General features: G+C 71.7%; 17 protein-coding genes and 1 tRNA gene. 10 read left to right on the top strand and 8 right to left on the bottom strand.

What is annotated here, in order from left to right; translation table 11 throughout:
- Window positions 1-17: 17 nt before the first annotated feature.
- The 3 genes from ACTMTF_RS09825 to ACTMTF_RS09815 are packed head-to-tail and all read left to right on the top strand — an operon-like array spanning window position 18 to window position 1,956.
- Window positions 18-176, top strand: a complete 159-nt coding sequence (locus tag ACTMTF_RS09825; protein ID WP_441110315.1) for a hypothetical protein — start codon at window positions 18-20, stop codon at window positions 174-176.
- A 32-nt stretch (window positions 177-208) separates the two neighbouring features.
- Entirely contained in the window at window positions 209-1,483 is a 1,275-nt protein-coding gene (locus ACTMTF_RS09820) for an amylo-alpha-1,6-glucosidase (protein WP_441110314.1), read from the top strand.
- Window positions 1,480-1,956, top strand: coding sequence for a hypothetical protein (locus ACTMTF_RS09815; protein WP_441110313.1), 477 nt, complete (start codon window positions 1,480-1,482; stop codon window positions 1,954-1,956). Before ACTMTF_RS09820 ends, ACTMTF_RS09815 begins: the two co-directional genes overlap by 4 nt.
- A gap of 25 nt (window positions 1,957-1,981) precedes the next feature.
- Here the strand turns inward: ACTMTF_RS09815 and ACTMTF_RS09810 are convergent, their stop codons facing one another.
- Window positions 1,982-2,299, bottom strand: a complete 318-nt coding sequence (locus tag ACTMTF_RS09810) for a YtxH domain-containing protein (protein ID WP_441110312.1) — start codon at window positions 2,297-2,299, stop codon at window positions 1,982-1,984.
- A 123-nt stretch (window positions 2,300-2,422) separates the two neighbouring features.
- Between ACTMTF_RS09810 and ACTMTF_RS09805 the strand changes: the two genes are divergently transcribed.
- Window positions 2,423-2,497 (top strand) — tRNA-Asn (locus tag ACTMTF_RS09805).
- Between the two features lie 169 nt (window positions 2,498-2,666).
- On the opposite strand, the gene ACTMTF_RS09800 is transcribed toward ACTMTF_RS09805, so the two are convergent.
- The gene (locus ACTMTF_RS09800; RefSeq protein WP_441110311.1) at window positions 2,667-2,963 is read right to left on the bottom strand and encodes a hypothetical protein; all 297 of its coding nucleotides are present in this window, start codon (window positions 2,961-2,963) and stop codon (window positions 2,667-2,669) included.
- Between ACTMTF_RS09800 and ACTMTF_RS09795 the strand changes: the two genes are divergently transcribed.
- From ACTMTF_RS09795 to ACTMTF_RS09785, 3 genes are all read left to right on the top strand, one after another.
- Window positions 2,950-3,258, top strand: coding sequence for a hypothetical protein (locus ACTMTF_RS09795; RefSeq protein WP_441110310.1), 309 nt, complete (start codon window positions 2,950-2,952; stop codon window positions 3,256-3,258). The genes ACTMTF_RS09800 and ACTMTF_RS09795 overlap by 14 nt on opposite strands.
- A 209-nt stretch (window positions 3,259-3,467) precedes the next feature.
- Window positions 3,468-4,592: a nitric oxide synthase oxygenase gene (locus ACTMTF_RS09790; protein WP_441110309.1), complete on the top strand. Its 1,125-nt coding sequence runs from the start codon at window positions 3,468-3,470 to the stop codon at window positions 4,590-4,592.
- An 81-nt stretch (window positions 4,593-4,673) separates the two neighbouring features.
- Window positions 4,674-5,447: an enoyl-CoA hydratase-related protein gene (locus ACTMTF_RS09785; protein ID WP_441110308.1), complete on the top strand. Its 774-nt coding sequence runs from the start codon at window positions 4,674-4,676 to the stop codon at window positions 5,445-5,447.
- Between the two features lie 26 nt (window positions 5,448-5,473).
- Here ACTMTF_RS09785 and galK read toward each other — a convergent pair whose 3' ends face one another.
- Complete coding sequence (gene galK / locus ACTMTF_RS09780) at window positions 5,474-6,589, bottom strand: galactokinase (protein WP_441110307.1); 1,116 nt, start codon at window positions 6,587-6,589, stop codon at window positions 5,474-5,476.
- 73 nt (window positions 6,590-6,662) lie between these two features.
- Here galK and ACTMTF_RS09775 point away from each other — a divergent pair, with 73 nt between their 5' ends.
- Window positions 6,663-7,520: a 1-aminocyclopropane-1-carboxylate deaminase/D-cysteine desulfhydrase gene (locus ACTMTF_RS09775; RefSeq protein WP_441110306.1), complete on the top strand. Its 858-nt coding sequence runs from the start codon at window positions 6,663-6,665 to the stop codon at window positions 7,518-7,520.
- On the opposite strand, the gene ACTMTF_RS09770 is transcribed toward ACTMTF_RS09775, so the two are convergent.
- The gene (locus ACTMTF_RS09770) at window positions 7,445-8,116 is read right to left on the bottom strand and encodes a DUF6766 family protein (RefSeq protein ID WP_441110305.1); all 672 of its coding nucleotides are present in this window, start codon (window positions 8,114-8,116) and stop codon (window positions 7,445-7,447) included. The genes ACTMTF_RS09775 and ACTMTF_RS09770 overlap by 76 nt on opposite strands.
- Window positions 8,117-8,195: 79 nt before the next feature.
- The gene (locus ACTMTF_RS09765) at window positions 8,196-8,576 is read right to left on the bottom strand and encodes a hypothetical protein (RefSeq protein WP_441110304.1); all 381 of its coding nucleotides are present in this window, start codon (window positions 8,574-8,576) and stop codon (window positions 8,196-8,198) included.
- Window positions 8,577-8,617: 41 nt separating this feature from the next.
- Here ACTMTF_RS09765 and ACTMTF_RS09760 point away from each other — a divergent pair, with 41 nt between their 5' ends.
- Window positions 8,618-9,121, top strand: a complete 504-nt coding sequence (locus tag ACTMTF_RS09760) for a DinB family protein (RefSeq protein ID WP_441110303.1) — start codon at window positions 8,618-8,620, stop codon at window positions 9,119-9,121.
- Window positions 9,122-9,244: 123 nt separating this feature from the next.
- Here the strand turns inward: ACTMTF_RS09760 and ACTMTF_RS09755 are convergent, their stop codons facing one another.
- The 3 genes from ACTMTF_RS09755 to ACTMTF_RS09745 all read right to left on the bottom strand — a co-directional run bounded on the left by ACTMTF_RS09755 (window position 9,245) and on the right by ACTMTF_RS09745 (window position 10,521).
- A complete protein-coding gene (locus ACTMTF_RS09755) occupies window positions 9,245-9,424 on the bottom strand; it encodes a hypothetical protein (protein WP_441110302.1) in 180 nt (59 codons plus the stop codon).
- Window positions 9,425-9,628: 204 nt separating this feature from the next.
- Window positions 9,629-9,868: a hypothetical protein gene (locus tag ACTMTF_RS09750; protein ID WP_441110301.1), complete on the bottom strand. Its 240-nt coding sequence runs from the start codon at window positions 9,866-9,868 to the stop codon at window positions 9,629-9,631.
- A 107-nt stretch (window positions 9,869-9,975) separates the two neighbouring features.
- Window positions 9,976-10,521, bottom strand: a complete 546-nt coding sequence (locus ACTMTF_RS09745; protein WP_441110300.1) for a hypothetical protein — start codon at window positions 10,519-10,521, stop codon at window positions 9,976-9,978.
- A gap of 124 nt (window positions 10,522-10,645) precedes the next feature.
- Between ACTMTF_RS09745 and ACTMTF_RS09740 the strand changes: the two genes are divergently transcribed.
- Window positions 10,646-15,511: a tetratricopeptide repeat protein gene (locus ACTMTF_RS09740; protein ID WP_441110299.1), complete on the top strand. Its 4,866-nt coding sequence runs from the start codon at window positions 10,646-10,648 to the stop codon at window positions 15,509-15,511.
- Window positions 15,512-15,551 lie beyond the last annotated feature (40 nt).

The following is a 15,551-nucleotide window of genomic DNA, read 5'->3' as shown; positions in this document are numbered from 1 at the left end:
TCTCGTACGGTCTGGGCATGGGACGAATTCTTCTTATCATCGCGGCGATCATCGCCGCCCTCTTCCTCATAGGCCCTCTCATGGGCCTCGTCTTCGGTCTGGTCAAGTGGGGCCTCATCATCGGTGCCGTGGCGCTCGGCGTGATGTTCCTGTCGAAGTGGGCTAAAAGGACATAGCGTCCTGGTGCATCCCGGCGCATAGTGGGTTGATGGAGGCGCGGCCAGCGGTCGACGACGCTGCCCTCGGGCGCGAGGCGCTGTCCGTGCTCGAGGCGAACTGGACGGGATGCGCCACCGTGCCCGCGCCTGGCCTCTACCCCCACCAGTGGAGCTGGGACTCCGCGTTCGTGGTGATCGGGCTGGCCAGGCACCGCCCCGACCGGGCCCGCGCCGAGCTGCTCGGCCTGCTCCAGGGGCAGTGGGCGACCGGGATGCTGCCGCACATCGTCTTCCACACGCCCGAGGCGTACTTCCCCGGCCCGCCCGTCTGGCGCTCACAGGACCACGAGGCCGCGCCACCGGTGCTGACCTCCGGCCTCACCGCGCCGCCGCTGCACGGGCTGGCCCTGTGGTGGCTCTACCGGCACACCGGCGACGTGGCTTTTGTCAGGCGCGTCTTCCCGGCCATCGCCGCCCAGCACGCCTACCTCGCGAGCGCCCGCGACCTCGGCGGCGGCGGCCTGGCCGCCATCGTGCACCCCTGGGAGTCGGGCATGGACGACAGCCCCGCCTGGGACCAGCCGCTCGCCGCGCTCCCGGAGATCAGGTACGGCTACCGCAAGATCGAGCTGGCCGAGCGGCACCCGGACAGCGACCACGACCGTTACGTCTGGCTGGCCCTGCGCTACCGTGACGCCGGCTACCGCCCCGAGTATCTGCGCGACGAGCACCCGTTCGCCATCGAGGACCCGATGTTCAACGGGATCTGGCTCGCCTCCTGCCAGGCCATGGCCGAGCTCGCGCCGCTGACCGGCGCCGACGGCAAACCGCACGCCGAGCAGGCGGAGCGCATCCGGCACGCGCTGCTCGAACGCCTGTGGGACGGCTTCTTCTACGCCCGCGACCTGCGTACCGACAGCTTGATCAAAGTCTGCACGGTGGGTGCGTTCGGCCCGCTGCTCGACCCCGGGCTGCCCAGCGGGCACGTCAGCGCCGCCGTCGACATGCTGGAGTCGGCCCGGTTCATGGGCGCGACCGGCTACCCCGTGCCCAGCTGCGAGATCCGCGCGGCCACGTTCGACCGGACCCGCTACTGGCGCGGCCCCTCCTGGGTCAACACCAACTGGCTCCTGCGCCACGCGGCGGCCGTGCACGCGCTCGAACCCCTGAGCCGGCAGCTCGCCAACGGCACCCTGCGGCTGGTGCGGCAGGCCGGTTTCCGCGAGTGCTTCGACCCGTTCGACGGCAGCGGCCGGGGGTGCAGGGACTTCTCCTGGAGTGCGGCGCTCACCCTCGACCTGCTCGCCGATACCGTGGAGCCATGAAAGCCTTCCGCCGCCTGCCCGCCGACGTACGCAAGTCCCTGGCCACGCTGCCGGGGGAGCGGGTGCTGACATTCAGCCCCGCCGCGGGCGACGGTTACGTGGTGGCCACGGACCTGGCCCTGTACCTCGCCGACGGCACCCGGGTGCCGTACGAGACGGTCGACAAGGCGTCCTGGGACGAAGAAGGGCTGCGCCTGCTCACCATCGACGGCCAGAGCCGCCGGGCGCTCGTGCCGGAGCCGCGGCTGCTGCCCGAGACCGTGCGCGAGCGGGTCAACGCCACCATCGTGGTGAACAAGCACGTGAACCTGCCCGGGCGCGGCGGCGTGCGGCTGGTGGCCAGACGCCGCCCCTCGGGCGAGATGGTGGGCTGGACACTCGTCTTCGACGACGGCCTCGACCCCGACGACCCGGGCCTGCGCGCCCTGGCCGAACAGGCTCTCGAAGGGCTGCGGCGCAGCATGGGCGTGTGAGAGACGACACGCCCATGCGCACCGATCAGTAAGGCATCCGGCTCTGCCCGGCCGCCTTCGGCTCGGCCGGCGTCTCCTCGGGCCAGCCCGTGCCGGCCTCCCCGTCGTGGCGGTGCCGATTCCTGAACGGCATCCGCTCCTGCAGCGGGCCCACCTTGGACCGTGCCGTCTCCCCGGCCTTCGACATCTGCGCCCCGACCACCCCCGCGGCCTCCTGCACCCTCGGGTTGTCGGCCACACGCTGTGCCGTCCGCTTGATCTGCTCGTATCGCTCACGGCCTGCCCGGCTGCCGAGCACGTAGCCGACAGCCAGTCCCATGACGAATGGCATTCGATATCGCATGTTGCACCTCCGCTCCCACGGCCCTACCCCGATCACGATGCGACACGCACTCCGCGAGTGCGCTAATCTATTCCTGCGCACGACGGACGGGCCAACCCCCCGCCGATCAGCGCCATCGTACGATCCCGCGTAGCTCAACGGCAGAGCAGCCGGCTGTTAACCGGCAGGTTAGAGGTTCGAGTCCTCTCGCGGGAGCCAGTGCATCGAAAACCCCCGGACCCCCTGGTCCGGGGGTTTTCGCTTGTTCTGGGTCGGCAGGCGGTCGGCTCGCAAAGAAGTTCGCCTGCCGAGCGGGCCCGCAGGTCCGGTGGTGTCCGGCGCACTCACGCTCCTGCTCGGTGCTGTCAGGAGGCGCTGTCGCTCTTGCTCAGGACGCCGAGGAGTGACCAGCCCAGGCCCAGGATGACGGCGCCGATCGCGGCGATGACAGCGATGTCGTCAGGCCGAGCATGGCGATGATCGCGATCACCGCGCCGTAGACCATCGTCACGCCCACCATGACCGCGAGGTATGTCTTCCTGTTCTGGTGACCACGATCCCGCTGCCGGCCCCGCCGGGATGTCCCATCGCCGAGCTCGACCGCACCAGAGACGCGCTCGCCGCCGTCAGCAGGCAGGCCGGCGTGCTGGCCGAGCGGGAGCGGCTGGCCGGTGACCCACGACACGCTCGCCCTGGGGTTCGCCGCCATCGTCATGCTGCTGGAGTCCGGCACGGACCGGCACGTGGCGCTGGCCAAGCGCACCGCCAGGGACGACCTCGCCGGGACCCGCGCCCTCATCGACGCACTCACCCCGCCCGCGCTGGACGGGTTGACCCTGGCGGAGGCGCTGCGCCGGCCGGCCACGGACTCCGGCCTGCCGGTGGAGCACCGGCGACGCCGCCGCCGAGACGCAGGCGGCGCTCGGTGTTGTACGGCGACGCGGCGCGTGAGGATGGGAGCGGATTTTCACTCCTTGTAGTTGGTAGGTCACACGTTTCAGCGTTTCGCCGGACAAGCGGGGCTTCGAGGGTTAAGGATGGGGATCGCCGCGCCGGTCAGCCCCATGACCGGCGCGGCTGCCGCGGACAAAGCCGACGAGGTGGCGTGGAAAGGGACGCCGCCGGCAGGAGGCGTCGCCGACCCGGAATCGGCGGGGTGCTCCGTGAAACGAAAAGTGCTGGTTGCTGCGTGCCTACCTGGATCAGATCCCTGCGCCCCTTCGACGCCCCGCCCCTCATGGAGCGGGTGGCCGACTTCCGCGAGGCGGAGCGCTTCATCAGGCTCTTCCACGCCGAGCACCCCACCGACGGCGGGATGCACGCGCGCCTGCGTGACGTGGCCCGGGACATCACCCGCCACGGCACCTACACGCACACCTTCGAGGAGTTGCAGTTCGGCGCCCGGGTGGCCTGGCGTAACAGCAACCGCTGCATCGGCCGCCTGTACTGGCAGTCGCTGCGCGTGCGCGACCGTCGGGACGTCACCGGCGCGGAGGGGGTGGCCCTGGAGTGCGTCGCCCACCTGCGGGAGGCCACGGGCGACGGCCGGATCAGGCCGACGATCACCGTGTTCCCGCCCGACCGGCCCGGCCACCCGGCCCCGCGTGTGCTGAACGAGCAGCTCATCCGTTACGCCGGGCACCGGACCAGGAAGGGGTCGATCATCGGCGACCCCCGCCAGATCGAGTTCACCGCCCTGGCCCGCGGGCTGGGGTGGCACGGCGGGCTGGGCAGGTTCGACGTGCTGCCGCTGATCATCGACCCCGGCCGGGGCGAGCCGCTGCTGTGCAACCTGCCGGGCGACGCGGTGCTGGAGGTGCCGATCACGCATCCGGTGTACGCCTGGTTCGCCGACCTCGGGCTGCGCTGGCACGCCGTGCCCGCGATCTCCGGCATGTGCCTGGAGATCGGCGGCGTCTGCTATCCGTGCGCGCCGTTCAACGGCTGGTACATGGGCGCCGAGATCGGCGCGCGCAACCTCGCGGACACCGACCGCTACGACCAGCTTCCCGTGGTCGCCGAGCGGCTCGGCCTGGACACCTCCACCGAGCGCTCGCTCTGGCGTGACCACGCGCTGGTGGAGCTGAACGTGGCGGTGCTGCACTCCTTCGAGGCGGCGGGCGTGACCATGACGGACCACCACACGGAGTCCGGCCGGTTCCTGACCCATCTGGAGCGCGAGGAGAAGGCGGGCCGCACCTGCCCGGCGGAGTGGTCGTGGATCGTCCCGCCCATCTCGGGCGGCGCGACCCCCGTCTTCCACCGCTCCTACGACAACCCCACCCTCACCCCCACCTTCATGCCGCGCCACTGACCTTGCGTCCCCGTCCTCCCCGCACCCCTCAACAGGCCACTGACCTTGCGTCCCCGTCCTAGAACATGGTTCTGTTGCCTCATGGCCGAACTCGTACTGTCCTCGCTCGACCGAGGCGTGCTGACCCTCACGTTCAACCGCCCGGAGCGGCTCAACGCCTGGACCGACGCCATGGGGCGCCGATACTTCGACCTCCTGGCCCAGGCCGAGCGCGACCCCGAAGTGCGGGCCGTCGTGGTGACCGGGGCGGGCAGGGGCTTCTGCTCCGGCGCCGACTTCGAGGCGCTGACCGCCATCCAGGCGGGCACCTACGCCGAGCCGCCGGACCCCCGGCCCGCCACCTTCCCCACCACGATCGGCAAGCCGATCATCGCCGCCGTCAACGGCGCCTGCGCCGGCCTCGGCATGGTCCACGCCCTGGTCTGCGACCTCGTCTTCACCTCGGAAGAGGCCAAGTGGACCACCGCCTTCGCCCGGCGCGGGCTCATCGCGGAGTACGGCCTGTCGTGGATCCTGCCGCGCGTCATGGGCCAGCAGAAGGCCATGGACCTCCTGCTGTCGGGCCGGACCTTCACCGGTGGGGAGGCCGTCGCGCTGTCGCTGGCCAACCGGGCCCTGCCGCCCGGCGAGCTCCTGGAAGCCGCCCAGGCCTATGCCAGGGACCTGGCCCGGCACAGCTCGCCGACGTCGATGTCCATCATCAAGCGCCAGATCTGGTCCGACTGGACGACGAGCCTGGAGGAGTCGGCGAAGGCGGCCACCCAGGAGATGCTCGCCTCCTTCGAGCGCCCCGACTTCGCCGAAGGCGTGGCGAGCTTCCTGGAGCGACGGGACCCCGACTTCCCCCCGCTCTGAGCCCGTAAGGACACACGGGTGAGTCGTCAGGACAGGCGGTGGGCGCCCTTCGCCGGGGTGGCGGGCAGGAAGCGGGGTGGCGTCCAGGAGCGCTCGGCGTAGGCGGCGAGGACGGACTCGCGCACGCTGTCCAGCCGGTCCTCGCCGACCAGGGCGATCGCGGACCCGCCGAAGCCGCCGCCCGTCATCCGGGCCCCCTTCGCGCCGCCGCGCACGGCCGCCTCCACGGCCACGTCCAGCTCCGGCGAGGACACCTCGTACTGGTCGCGCAGCGACAGGTGTGAGGCGTTCAGCAGCGCGCCGATCTCGCTCGTGGCGCCCGCGCGCAGCAGCCCGACCAGGGCCTCCACGCGGTGGCTCTCCGTCACGACGTGCATGACGCGCTTACGCTCGTCGCCCTGCAGCCGCTCCAGCGCGCCCGCCAGGTCGGTGACGTCGCGCAACGAGGCGACGCCCAGTTTGCGGGCCGCCGACTCGCACTCCGCCCGGCGCTTGGCGTACTCGCCGCCGGCGTGCTCGTGGTGCACCTGCGTGTCGATGATGAGAATGCGCAGCCCTTGGGCGGCCAGGTCGAGCGGGATGGAACGGGAGCCCAGGGTGCGGCAGTCGAGGAACAGCGCGTGGCCCTCCTCGCACAGCGCCGAGGCCGCCTGGTCCATGATGCCGCAGGGCATGCCGACGAAGTCGTTCTCGGCCCGCTGGCTGAGCAGCGCGATCTCCATGGGGGTCATGCCGAGGCCGTGCAGCTCGTTGAGCGCCGAGGCGACGGACACCTCCAGGGCGGCGCTGGAGCTGAGGCCGGCGCCCTGCGGCACGTCGCCGTCGAGGGCGATGTCGGCCCCGCGCACCCGGTCGCCGAGCATGGCCAGGACGCCGACCGCGTAGCGGGTCCAGCCGGTGGCCTCCTCGCGGGTGGCCAGGGTGATGGGCTCGGTGGAGGAGCCTTGGAGGGACAGCAGGCGGATCGTCTGGTCCGGGCGCGGGCTCACGGCGGCCGTGACGCCCCACGGGACGGCGAAGGGCAGCACGAAGCCGTCGTTGTAGTCGGTGTGCTCGCCGATCAGGTTGACCCGGCCGGGAGCGCGCCAGACGGTCTCGGGGTCCGAGCCGAACGCGGCACGAAAAGCTTCAACAACGCGCATAACCCAACACTCCTCAACAATGGCCCGACCGTAGACTAGCGGCAACGGGCGGCGGAACGGCACGAGGAGGGCTGTGGAGGAGCTGCTGGATCCCGCGCTGGGCGCTGTACGGGTCTTCCTGGTGCACGACGACAACAAGGCGCGCAAGCTCCGCTACAACCTCGGCCCCGCCCGGATCCTCACCTTCGGCGGCGCCTACTCCGGGCACATCAGGGCCGTGGCGGCGGCGGGTCTGCGGCACGGGTTCGAGACCATCGGGGTGATCCGCGGCGAGGAGCACCTGCCGCTGAACCCGTCGCTGGCCCACGCCGTGGCCTGCGGGATGCGGCTCGACTACCTGGACCGGACGTCGTACCGGCTCAAGCACACCCCCGAGATCCAGGCGCGGCTGCGTGCGCGGTGGGGGGACGTGGCGATCCTGCCCGAGGGCGGGAGCAACGCGGCGGCCGTGCGCGGGTGCGCCGAGCTGCCGGGGGAGTTGCCCGGGGAGGTCGCCGGGGACTACGACGTGATCTGCTGCCCGGTGGGGACCGGGGGCACGCTGGCCGGGATCTCGGCGGGGCTGCCCGAGGGGAGGCGGGCGCTCGGGTTCGCGGTGCTGAAGGGGGCCGGGTTCCTGATGGGGGAGGTGGCCAGGTTGCAGCGGGAGGCGTACGGGCGGGTCTGGTCGAACTGGTCGATCAACCTCGACTACCACTTCGGCGGCTACGCCCGCACCACACCCACTTTGAACGGATTCATCGCGAAATATCGGGTGGAGGGGGTGTATGTGGCGAAGATGTTGTACGGCATTCTCGACCTCGTACGGCAGGGCGCCTTCCCCCGCGGCACCCGGATCGTCGCGGTCGTCACCGGTCAGCCCTCGACCCCCGTCGCCGAGTGCGCCGCCCCCACCGGCTTGGACTCGGGTGAGCCGCGCTGGCGCAGATAGATGGAGAGCACCACCATCGACAGCACCGCCAGCAACTCCGACTGCCAGTTCTGCAGGCTCCGGTCCCAGAACTCCGGCGAAGTGACGTACGAACTCCATCCGATGGGATCGCGCAGGTCGGTGAGTCGCTCGGAGTTGTACGACGCCAGCCCGGCGACCGACTGCGCCAGCCACGACAGCAGGAAGACGGTCCCCATCGCCAGCCCCAGCGAGTTGCTGTAGAGCCTGAGCCGCCAGCCCGTCGCCCTGGCCCAGGCGGGCGAGTCGGCCCTGGCGTGGCGGCCGATCTGCTGCTCCTCGTCGGACTCGGCGCCCTCCTTGCCGGGCTCCTTCGACTCCGGCGAGCCCCGCTGCACCATCCAGATGGTCAGCATGATGAACAGCAGGAACTGCAGATACTCCGACTGCCAGTTCTCCGCCACGTCCACGGCGAAGGAGGAGGAGGTCACGTACTCCAGATAGGAGTTGGCCTGCCCGCCGTCGACGAGTTGCCGCTCGTTGTAGTGCAGCATGCCCGCCAGCCCCTGACCGGCCAGGCAGATCAGGAACAGCGCCAGGAACGTCACCGAGAGCGCGTTGTCCTTGATCCGGCTCATTGGTGCGCCAGCCCGATCAGGAAGAAGAAGACCAGGCCGGTCACGATCACGGCCACGGTCAGGGTGAACATCACCCGCATCAGTTCTCCACCTCACACTCGTAGGGCAGATCGTGCACCGGCTCGCAACCGGCGGCCTTGACCCGCCAGCCGTCCCGGTAGTGACGCAGGAACAGGGTGTCGCCCGCCAGCCGGACCTGGGCCTCGTCGCCCCAGACGCTCACCTCGGTGACCGGGCCGCCGGCGCCCAGGTTCAGCTCACGCAGCGCTTCCGCGCAGCTCTGGCCGGGATCGGGCAGTTTGTCGGCGGTCTGCTTCGCGAGCATGGCGCAGGCGGCGTCCAACTGCTGGGAGGCGAGGGCGCTGTGGAACCCTTCGGCCGCGCGGGCCGGCCCGGCCGTGTCGACCGAACAGCCGGCGACCAGCACCGCGGCGAGCGCGACAGCGAGGGTGATCCGCATACGCTGCTGCTACCCATTTGAAGATCGGGCATGCTGGTCCGATGAAGAGGACCGATACGCCGACCTCCTGGGACGAGCGCACCACACTGACCACCTTCCACGACTACGTCCGTGCGACGGTGATCCACAAATGCGAGGGGCTGGGCAGCGAGGACGCCAGAAGGACGCCCCTGCCCACCTCGCCGCTGATGTCGGTGGCCGGCATCGTCAACCACCTGCGGTGGAACGAGCACTGGTGGTTCGAGGTGATGTTCTTCGGGGACGAGGACCGGGGGCCGTGGACCGACGAGGACCCTGACGCCGAGTTCAAGGTCGCGCTGACGATGCCGCTGGCACGCCTCCTGGTGGAGTACGAGGCGCAGTGCGAGCGCGTACGGGAGCGCATCGCGGGCGTCGACCTGGACACCCTGTCCAAGGGCAAGGACAGCAAGGGCGGCCACCTCACCCTGCGCTGGGTGATCGGTCACATGACCGAGGAGACCGCCCGCCACAACGGCCACCTGGACATCCTGCGCGAACTGATCGACGGCTCCACGGGCGCCTAGCCGTAGTTGTCGGCCTGGGTGGGAACGTGCCCGCCCGTCCGACGACGCCCGCCTGGCGCCACCTGAGCCGCAGCCGGCGGAGGTGCGGTTCGGCGCAGGTACGAGCAACCCACGCGCTCCCCTTCACAGCAGTGTTTCTGGCAGCAGCCTGAACGCCGGCACATGGCGAGGGCGCATCAGCAAGAAGTCTCGACGGTCAAGGGTTGCGATATGTGTGATCGCGAGCCGCTCGGCGATCGCAACGACGGACACGTCGGCGGGGTCGAGGCGTGCGTCCTCATACGTGCGGACGAGTTCGGCCATTCGCTGAACGTCTGGTGGGATGAAGTCAAGCGTGTACGGACGAACCCATGTGTCGATTGATGGTCCAGCCAGCCTCGATCAAGATCGTAGACGGCAGGAGCAGTGGTCCGTTCCAGCTTTCCAGCAGCCGGACGCAGGAAGCGTGATGCTTGTCATCTCGATCGACTACCGCGATCAAGGGGCCTGTATCCAGAAGAACAGCGATCACACTGACCGATTGAACCGTTCCGCCAGCAGATCTTCGACCCGTTCCGAGAGATCGCCCTCACCGGACGCCCCGATGCCGGCGATAGAGAGGCGACGACGTACCGGTTCGTCGTGTTCGTCTGAGACATGGACGAGTTCAGGGTCGGTCTTGACCAATCGCAAGAGGCGACGCGCCTGGTCGGGCGATAGCTGATCCACCAGGTGGTGAAGCTCCTCGTGCGCATGTCCGGCGCTCATGCCTGCGAGTGTACGTTGGCGGTACCGCCAACGACCAACCTCTCGCGGAACTCCACCTGGGACAGCAGGTACGCCGAGTCTGGGCCGGCGCATCTCGTCTCCGCGTCCTAGCCGAGCTGGTCGAGCACGGGGGTGACCAGCTCGTTCAGCTCGCGCACCAGCACCGTCACCGCGCGCGCGGCGCTCTGCTCCACCTGGTCGTGGGGGCCTTCCGGCTCCGGTGGCAGGTCGGCGAGCGGCACCGGGACCTCGATGAGCAGGCTGGCCCGTACGAAGGGGTGCCGGGCCAGGTCCTGCTGCGTCGGCTCGACGTACTGGCCGAAGACCTCCTGCCAGCCGAGCCAGCCGCGGTCGCGCCACCAGGTCCGGGAGCTGGTGAGCTGCGCGGGCAGCGGGGAGGCGACCCTGATGCGCGCGTTCAGCGTGCCGTCCCAGGTGTTGCGGACGCAGATGGCCTCCAGGACCCGCCGGTCCCAGCGCACGTAGCCCGGTGACAGCGACGGCGGCGTGGCGAGCCGCCACGCCGCGCAGGCGAACCTGACGGGCGCGATGTCGCCCCACTCGAACTCTTCGAGATTCTTGCGTACGTGCACGGAGAAGCGCCCGTCACGGTCCCTGTCGAACTCCTGGTCGATCCAGAACGCTTTTGCCATGAGGTCTACGCTACGGCGCGGCCTGCCCCACCCGTCGCGGGACTCGCGATATCCGGATAGCCCTGTGCTCGAAGTGGCCATATGTGTAGTTTTTTCACTTTAAAGCTATACAAGGAGTGGACACATGACGTCAGAACGGCTCGGGCCGGCCATGCGGAGTTGGGAAGCGGGAGATCTCGACGGGGCCGCCGCGCTGTTCCGGGAGGTCGCGGCCGCCGGCGACCCCGAGGCGTCACACCTGCTGGCCTGCCTTCTGCAGGACATGGGCGACCTGGACGGGGCCGAGGCCGCGCACCGGTCGGTGATCCTCTCCGACGACCCGGTGTTCGCCCAGCGCTCGGCCATCGCCATGGCGTTGATGCTGGTCAGCGCCTGCGAGTGGCCCGCGGCGCACCGGGTGCTGTCCATCGCGGCCGACGGCGCCGACTTCGAGGTGGCGGCACTGGCCGATACAGCGCTGGTGCTGGTCTGCACGGAGCTGGGCGACGCGGCGGGCGCCGAGGCGGCACTGAGGCGGGCGCGCCGCTGTGACAGCCCCGCCGTCGCGGAGCTGGCCGCCCACCTTGAACTGCCGGAATTCGCCTTCCTCACCGCCGCCACGGCGGCCGAGCTGTACGAGGTGGCCGAGGACGAGGAGGACTACCGGCGGCTCCTCACCTGCGGCGACCCCGAGGTGGTGTCGCTGTCGGCGTTCAGGCTCTACCAGCTGTACGCCGAGGAGGAGGAGCACGAGGCGGCCCGCCAGGTGTGCGAGCACGCCGTCGCCGTGGGCCACCCCGAACACCTGGCCATGGCGTACAAGCTCCTCGGCGCGGCGCTGGCGAACCTCGGCGAGTACACCGAGTCGGCCGACGCCTACGCCAGGGCGGCCGAGGACCCGCGGCCCGAGCTGCGCCTGCCCGCGCTCCTGGAGCAGGCCAAGGTCTTCGCCCAGCTCGGCGACGAGGAGACGACCAGGGCGATCTTCCACCGGGTGATCGCCAGCGGCCAGCGCGAGTACGCCGTCCAGGCGCACGCCTGCCTGGCCCAGCTGCACACCGAGGCGGGCGAGGCGGCCCAGGCCCTGACCGCGTTGCGCGCCGTACTGGAAGCGGGGGAGTCGCCGTGGTCCTCCCCCTGCGTCACCCTGCTCGCGCTGCTGCTGGACCAGCACCCTTCGTCGTACGAACCCGCCATGGAGCTGGTCAGGGCGGCGGCCACGCACCCCGACCCCGACACCGCCTTCAAGGCGGCGCTGCTGCTCGACCAGGACGCGCGCCGGCGGCCCATGGCCGACCCCGCCGAGGAGCAGGCGCTCCAGGACGCCGACAGCGGGCTGGAGCGGCTGCGGGCCGGGGAGGTCGAGGAGGCCCGGCGGCTGCTGCGCGGGGCCGTCGACTCCGGCGCGGAGACCCAGTCGATCAGGGCCATGGTGGCGCTGGCCGAGCTGGAGATCGGCGAAGGGGACCGGGAGCAGGCCGACGAGCTGCTCTCCTACGTCGCCCAGGGCCACGACGTGGCTCAGGGCTTCAACGCCGCCTTCCTCCTGCACCTGCTGCGCACCTCCGGCGACGACGACCCGCACCCGGTGCTGCGGGCGATCGTCGACCACCAGCGGCTGGGCCGGCAGGAAGGGCTGATCCGCTACCGCGCCGCGTTGGACCACGACCCGGCGAACGGCCTGGCCGCCGCCGTCTACGCCCAGGTGCTGGTGGCGGTCGGGTACGACCTGTCGGAGGCGGCCAGGCTGTTCGAGTCGGCCGCCTCCTCCGGTGACCCGCTCGCCCTGTCCTACACGGCCGTGGTCTACAAGGAGCTCCTCCTCGGCCACGACCAGCGGGAACAGGCGATCGACCTCTTGCGCCGGGCACGCGCCCACGGTCACCCGGTGCTCGCGCCCTGGGTGGCGTACGGCCTGGCCGACCTGGTGGCCGGCGAGCCCGCTGCGGCACGGGCCGCTCACAGCGAGGCGCCGGCCCCTCACAGCAAGGCGCAGGGTCCGTACGGCGAGGTGCCGGGTCCGTACGGCGGGATGTCGGGCTCGTACGGCGGGGCGCTGGGGCCCTATGGCGAGGAGCGGGCGGCCTACGGTGAGGCGCGGGCCGCTTACGGGGAGGCGCTCGCGGCCGAGCATGAGGGGCTGCGCAAGGCGGCGGCGGCCGGGCTGCTGCAGGTTCTTGAGCGGCAGGGGGACCTGCTGGCGGCTGGGCGGTTGTACGAGCGGCTGGTCGCCGAGGGTGACACGGCTCGCAGCGGCTGGCTTCTCGGTCTCACCCGGGTCCGGCTCGACGACGTCGAAGGGGCGCGGGCGGCCTTCGCCCTGGTGCCCGGCGACGATCCGGAGCAGGGGGAGACGGGGCGCTACGCCAGGGCGCTGCTCGATCGGGACTTCGCCGTCGCCGCGCGGTCCCTCGCCGCCATCCCGGCCGACGGCGGGCAGTGGCTGGCGACCATGCTGGCGGTGCAGACCGCGCACGCGTGGCAGCGCGCCGGCGACCGGGCGGCCGCCGACGCCGCCCTGTCGCTCGCCCTGGAGGCGGGACACCCGGGCCTCCAGCAGGAGACGGCCTGCTACCTGGGCGCACTCCGCGACGAGACCGGTGACCGGCCCGGCGCGATCTCAGCCTGGGAGCACGCCGCCGAAGGCGCGGACGAGCCCATGGCGGCCCTGGCCCTGCAGAGCCTGGGCGGCGCCTGGCAAGCCCTGGAGCGGTACGACGCGGCGGCGCGGGCGTACGGCCGTGCCCTGGCCCTGAACCCGGCCGACCAGCGCTCCGCCCTCGGACTCGGCGAGGTCCTGGTGGCCGCCGGTGAGCTGTCCCAGGCCCGGGAGGTGCTCGACGAAGCCTTCGGCGACGCCGGGGCACTCCACCTCGCGGGCTTCCTCCGCGCCCACGGCCACCTGACAGCCGCCACCACCGCCCTCACCACGCCGACCACGCCCACCGTCCCTCCCGAGGAGGCGACCGCGACTGCGGCCGAAACGGGCACCGACCCTGGAAGTGCGCCCGTGGCGGCGTTGACGGAGCTGACCGGGTCGGGGGCGGGGGCCGAGTTGTTGCTGGCGCTGGACGCGCGTGACGTGCCGGAGGTGCGCCGGCTGCTGGCCGAGGGGGCGACGGCGGAGGCGTTCGCGGAGGTCGTGGCCGTGGCCGGGGCGTTGGAGGGTGCCGAGCCGGCCGAGGAGTTGTACAGGCTGGTGGTCGAGCTGGGCGATTCGGCCGTGGCAGGGCGGGCACGGGTCGCTCTGGGGGAGCTGCTCGTCCGTCAGGGGCAGCACTGCAGGGCCGAGCTGTGCCTGCTGCCCGCCACGCGGGAGGCGGAGAGCGCGGAGCCGGCCTGGCGTCGGATCGGGGTGGCGCGCACGCGGCGCGGGGATCTGGAGGGGGCGGTCGAGGCGCTGACCGCCGCGATGCCGGCCGCCGCCGTACACCTCGCCGAGGTGCAGGAGGAGCGCGGCGACGTGGGGGAGGCGCGGCGGGCGCTGGAGTCGGGGGTGTCGGCGGGGGACCTGGAGAGCCTGCGCCACCTGCTGGTCCATCTGGTGCGGCACGAGGAGTACGACGCCATCCCCGGCAGGGCGGGGCAGGCCGTCGCCAGCGGCGATCCGGAGACCGTGGCCATGGGGCACTGGACGTGGGGTGAGGCGTGCCGGGCGGCCGGTGACCAGGACGGCGCGGCGGTGAGGTTCCGCGAGGCGATCGAGGCCGGGTACGCCGACGCGGTGCCGTCCATCCGCGGCGACCTGGCGCGGGCGCTGCGCGCGACGGGGGACACGGCGGCCGCGGCCGAGCAGGCGATGCTGGCCGTGGGCTCCGACGACCCGGACGCCGCCGCGCGGGCGGGCTTTCAGCTGGGCTGCTGGCTGCACGAGGACGGTGACCCGCTGGGGGCGGCCGACGCGTTCGCGGCGGCGGTGCGGGCGCATCCGCGGTCGGAGGAGGCGGGGGCCGCGTCCGCCAACCTGGTGATCATCGCCGGGCAGGCCTGCGAGCGGGGCGAGCACACGCTCGCCGTGCGGATGCTGTCCAGGCTCGGCGCCGACGCCGCCGAACCGGCACGGCGGCTCGGCGGGCTCTGTGCCGACCCGGCCGCCGTGCGCCGCTACTTCGCGCTGGCCGGCGCCGATCCGTACACCGAGATCGAGGTCGCCGGGCGGCTGGCGGAGCTGGGGGAGACGGGGGAGGCCAGGGCCGTATACGAGCGGCTGAACGAGCACGAGGACGCCGACGTGCGGTTCGTCGCCGGCGGCAGGCTGCTGGAGTTGCTCGACGAGCAGGGCGAGACGGCGGCGTTCTACACCCTGACCGAGCGCCGGGCGGGAGACGCGGACGGCCCGGCCCACGGCGTGTTCGGCAGCCTGCTCGGCCTGCTGCAGGAGGAGCGGGGCGACACCGAGGCGTCGCTGCGCACCCTGCACGCGGCGGCCGCGAGCGGCGAGCCGACCGCGCTCACCGTGCTGGCGCAGGCCCTGGTCGGCGACGGGCAGGTGGATCAGGCCCGGCAGGTGTACGAGCGGGTGCTGGAGGCGGGCGACGCCGACCTGGCCGCCAGGGCGATGGTGGCCCTCGGCGGCACCTTCCACGAGGAGGACGGCGTACGCGCCCGCGCCTGGTATCTCAGGGCCGTGACGGCGGCCGAGGGGCACGTCGCCGCGGTGGCGGCCATGCACCTGGGCGCGCTGGCCAAGCGCGAGCGTGACTTCCCCGAGGCGCTCGGCTGGTACCAGCGGGTCATCGACTCGGGCGACGCGGAGTCGGCCATGGCGGCGGCGCACCTCGGCGAGCTCTGCTACTGGCTGGGCGACCGGGACGGGACGCTGCGCTTCTACGAACTGACGCTCAACCTGACGGACCGGCCCGGCCTCGTCGCCGAGGCCGCCTGCCGGCTGGGGGAGATCCGCTACGAGCACGGCGACCTGCCAGCCGCCCGACGGCTGCTGGAGCAGGCGGTCGCCACCGGCGACGACCTGTTCGCCGCCGAGGCGGAGGCGCTCCTCACCAAACTTTGATTTCTATTTAATGACCATATACGCTCATCCAGTCAAACAT

The sequence above is a fragment of the Nonomuraea sp. ZG12 genome, assembly GCF_052068115.1.
In the GTDB taxonomy this organism is placed as follows: Bacteria; Actinomycetota; Actinomycetes; order Streptosporangiales; family Streptosporangiaceae; genus Nonomuraea.
This window is presented reverse-complemented; position numbering and strand designations above follow the sequence as displayed.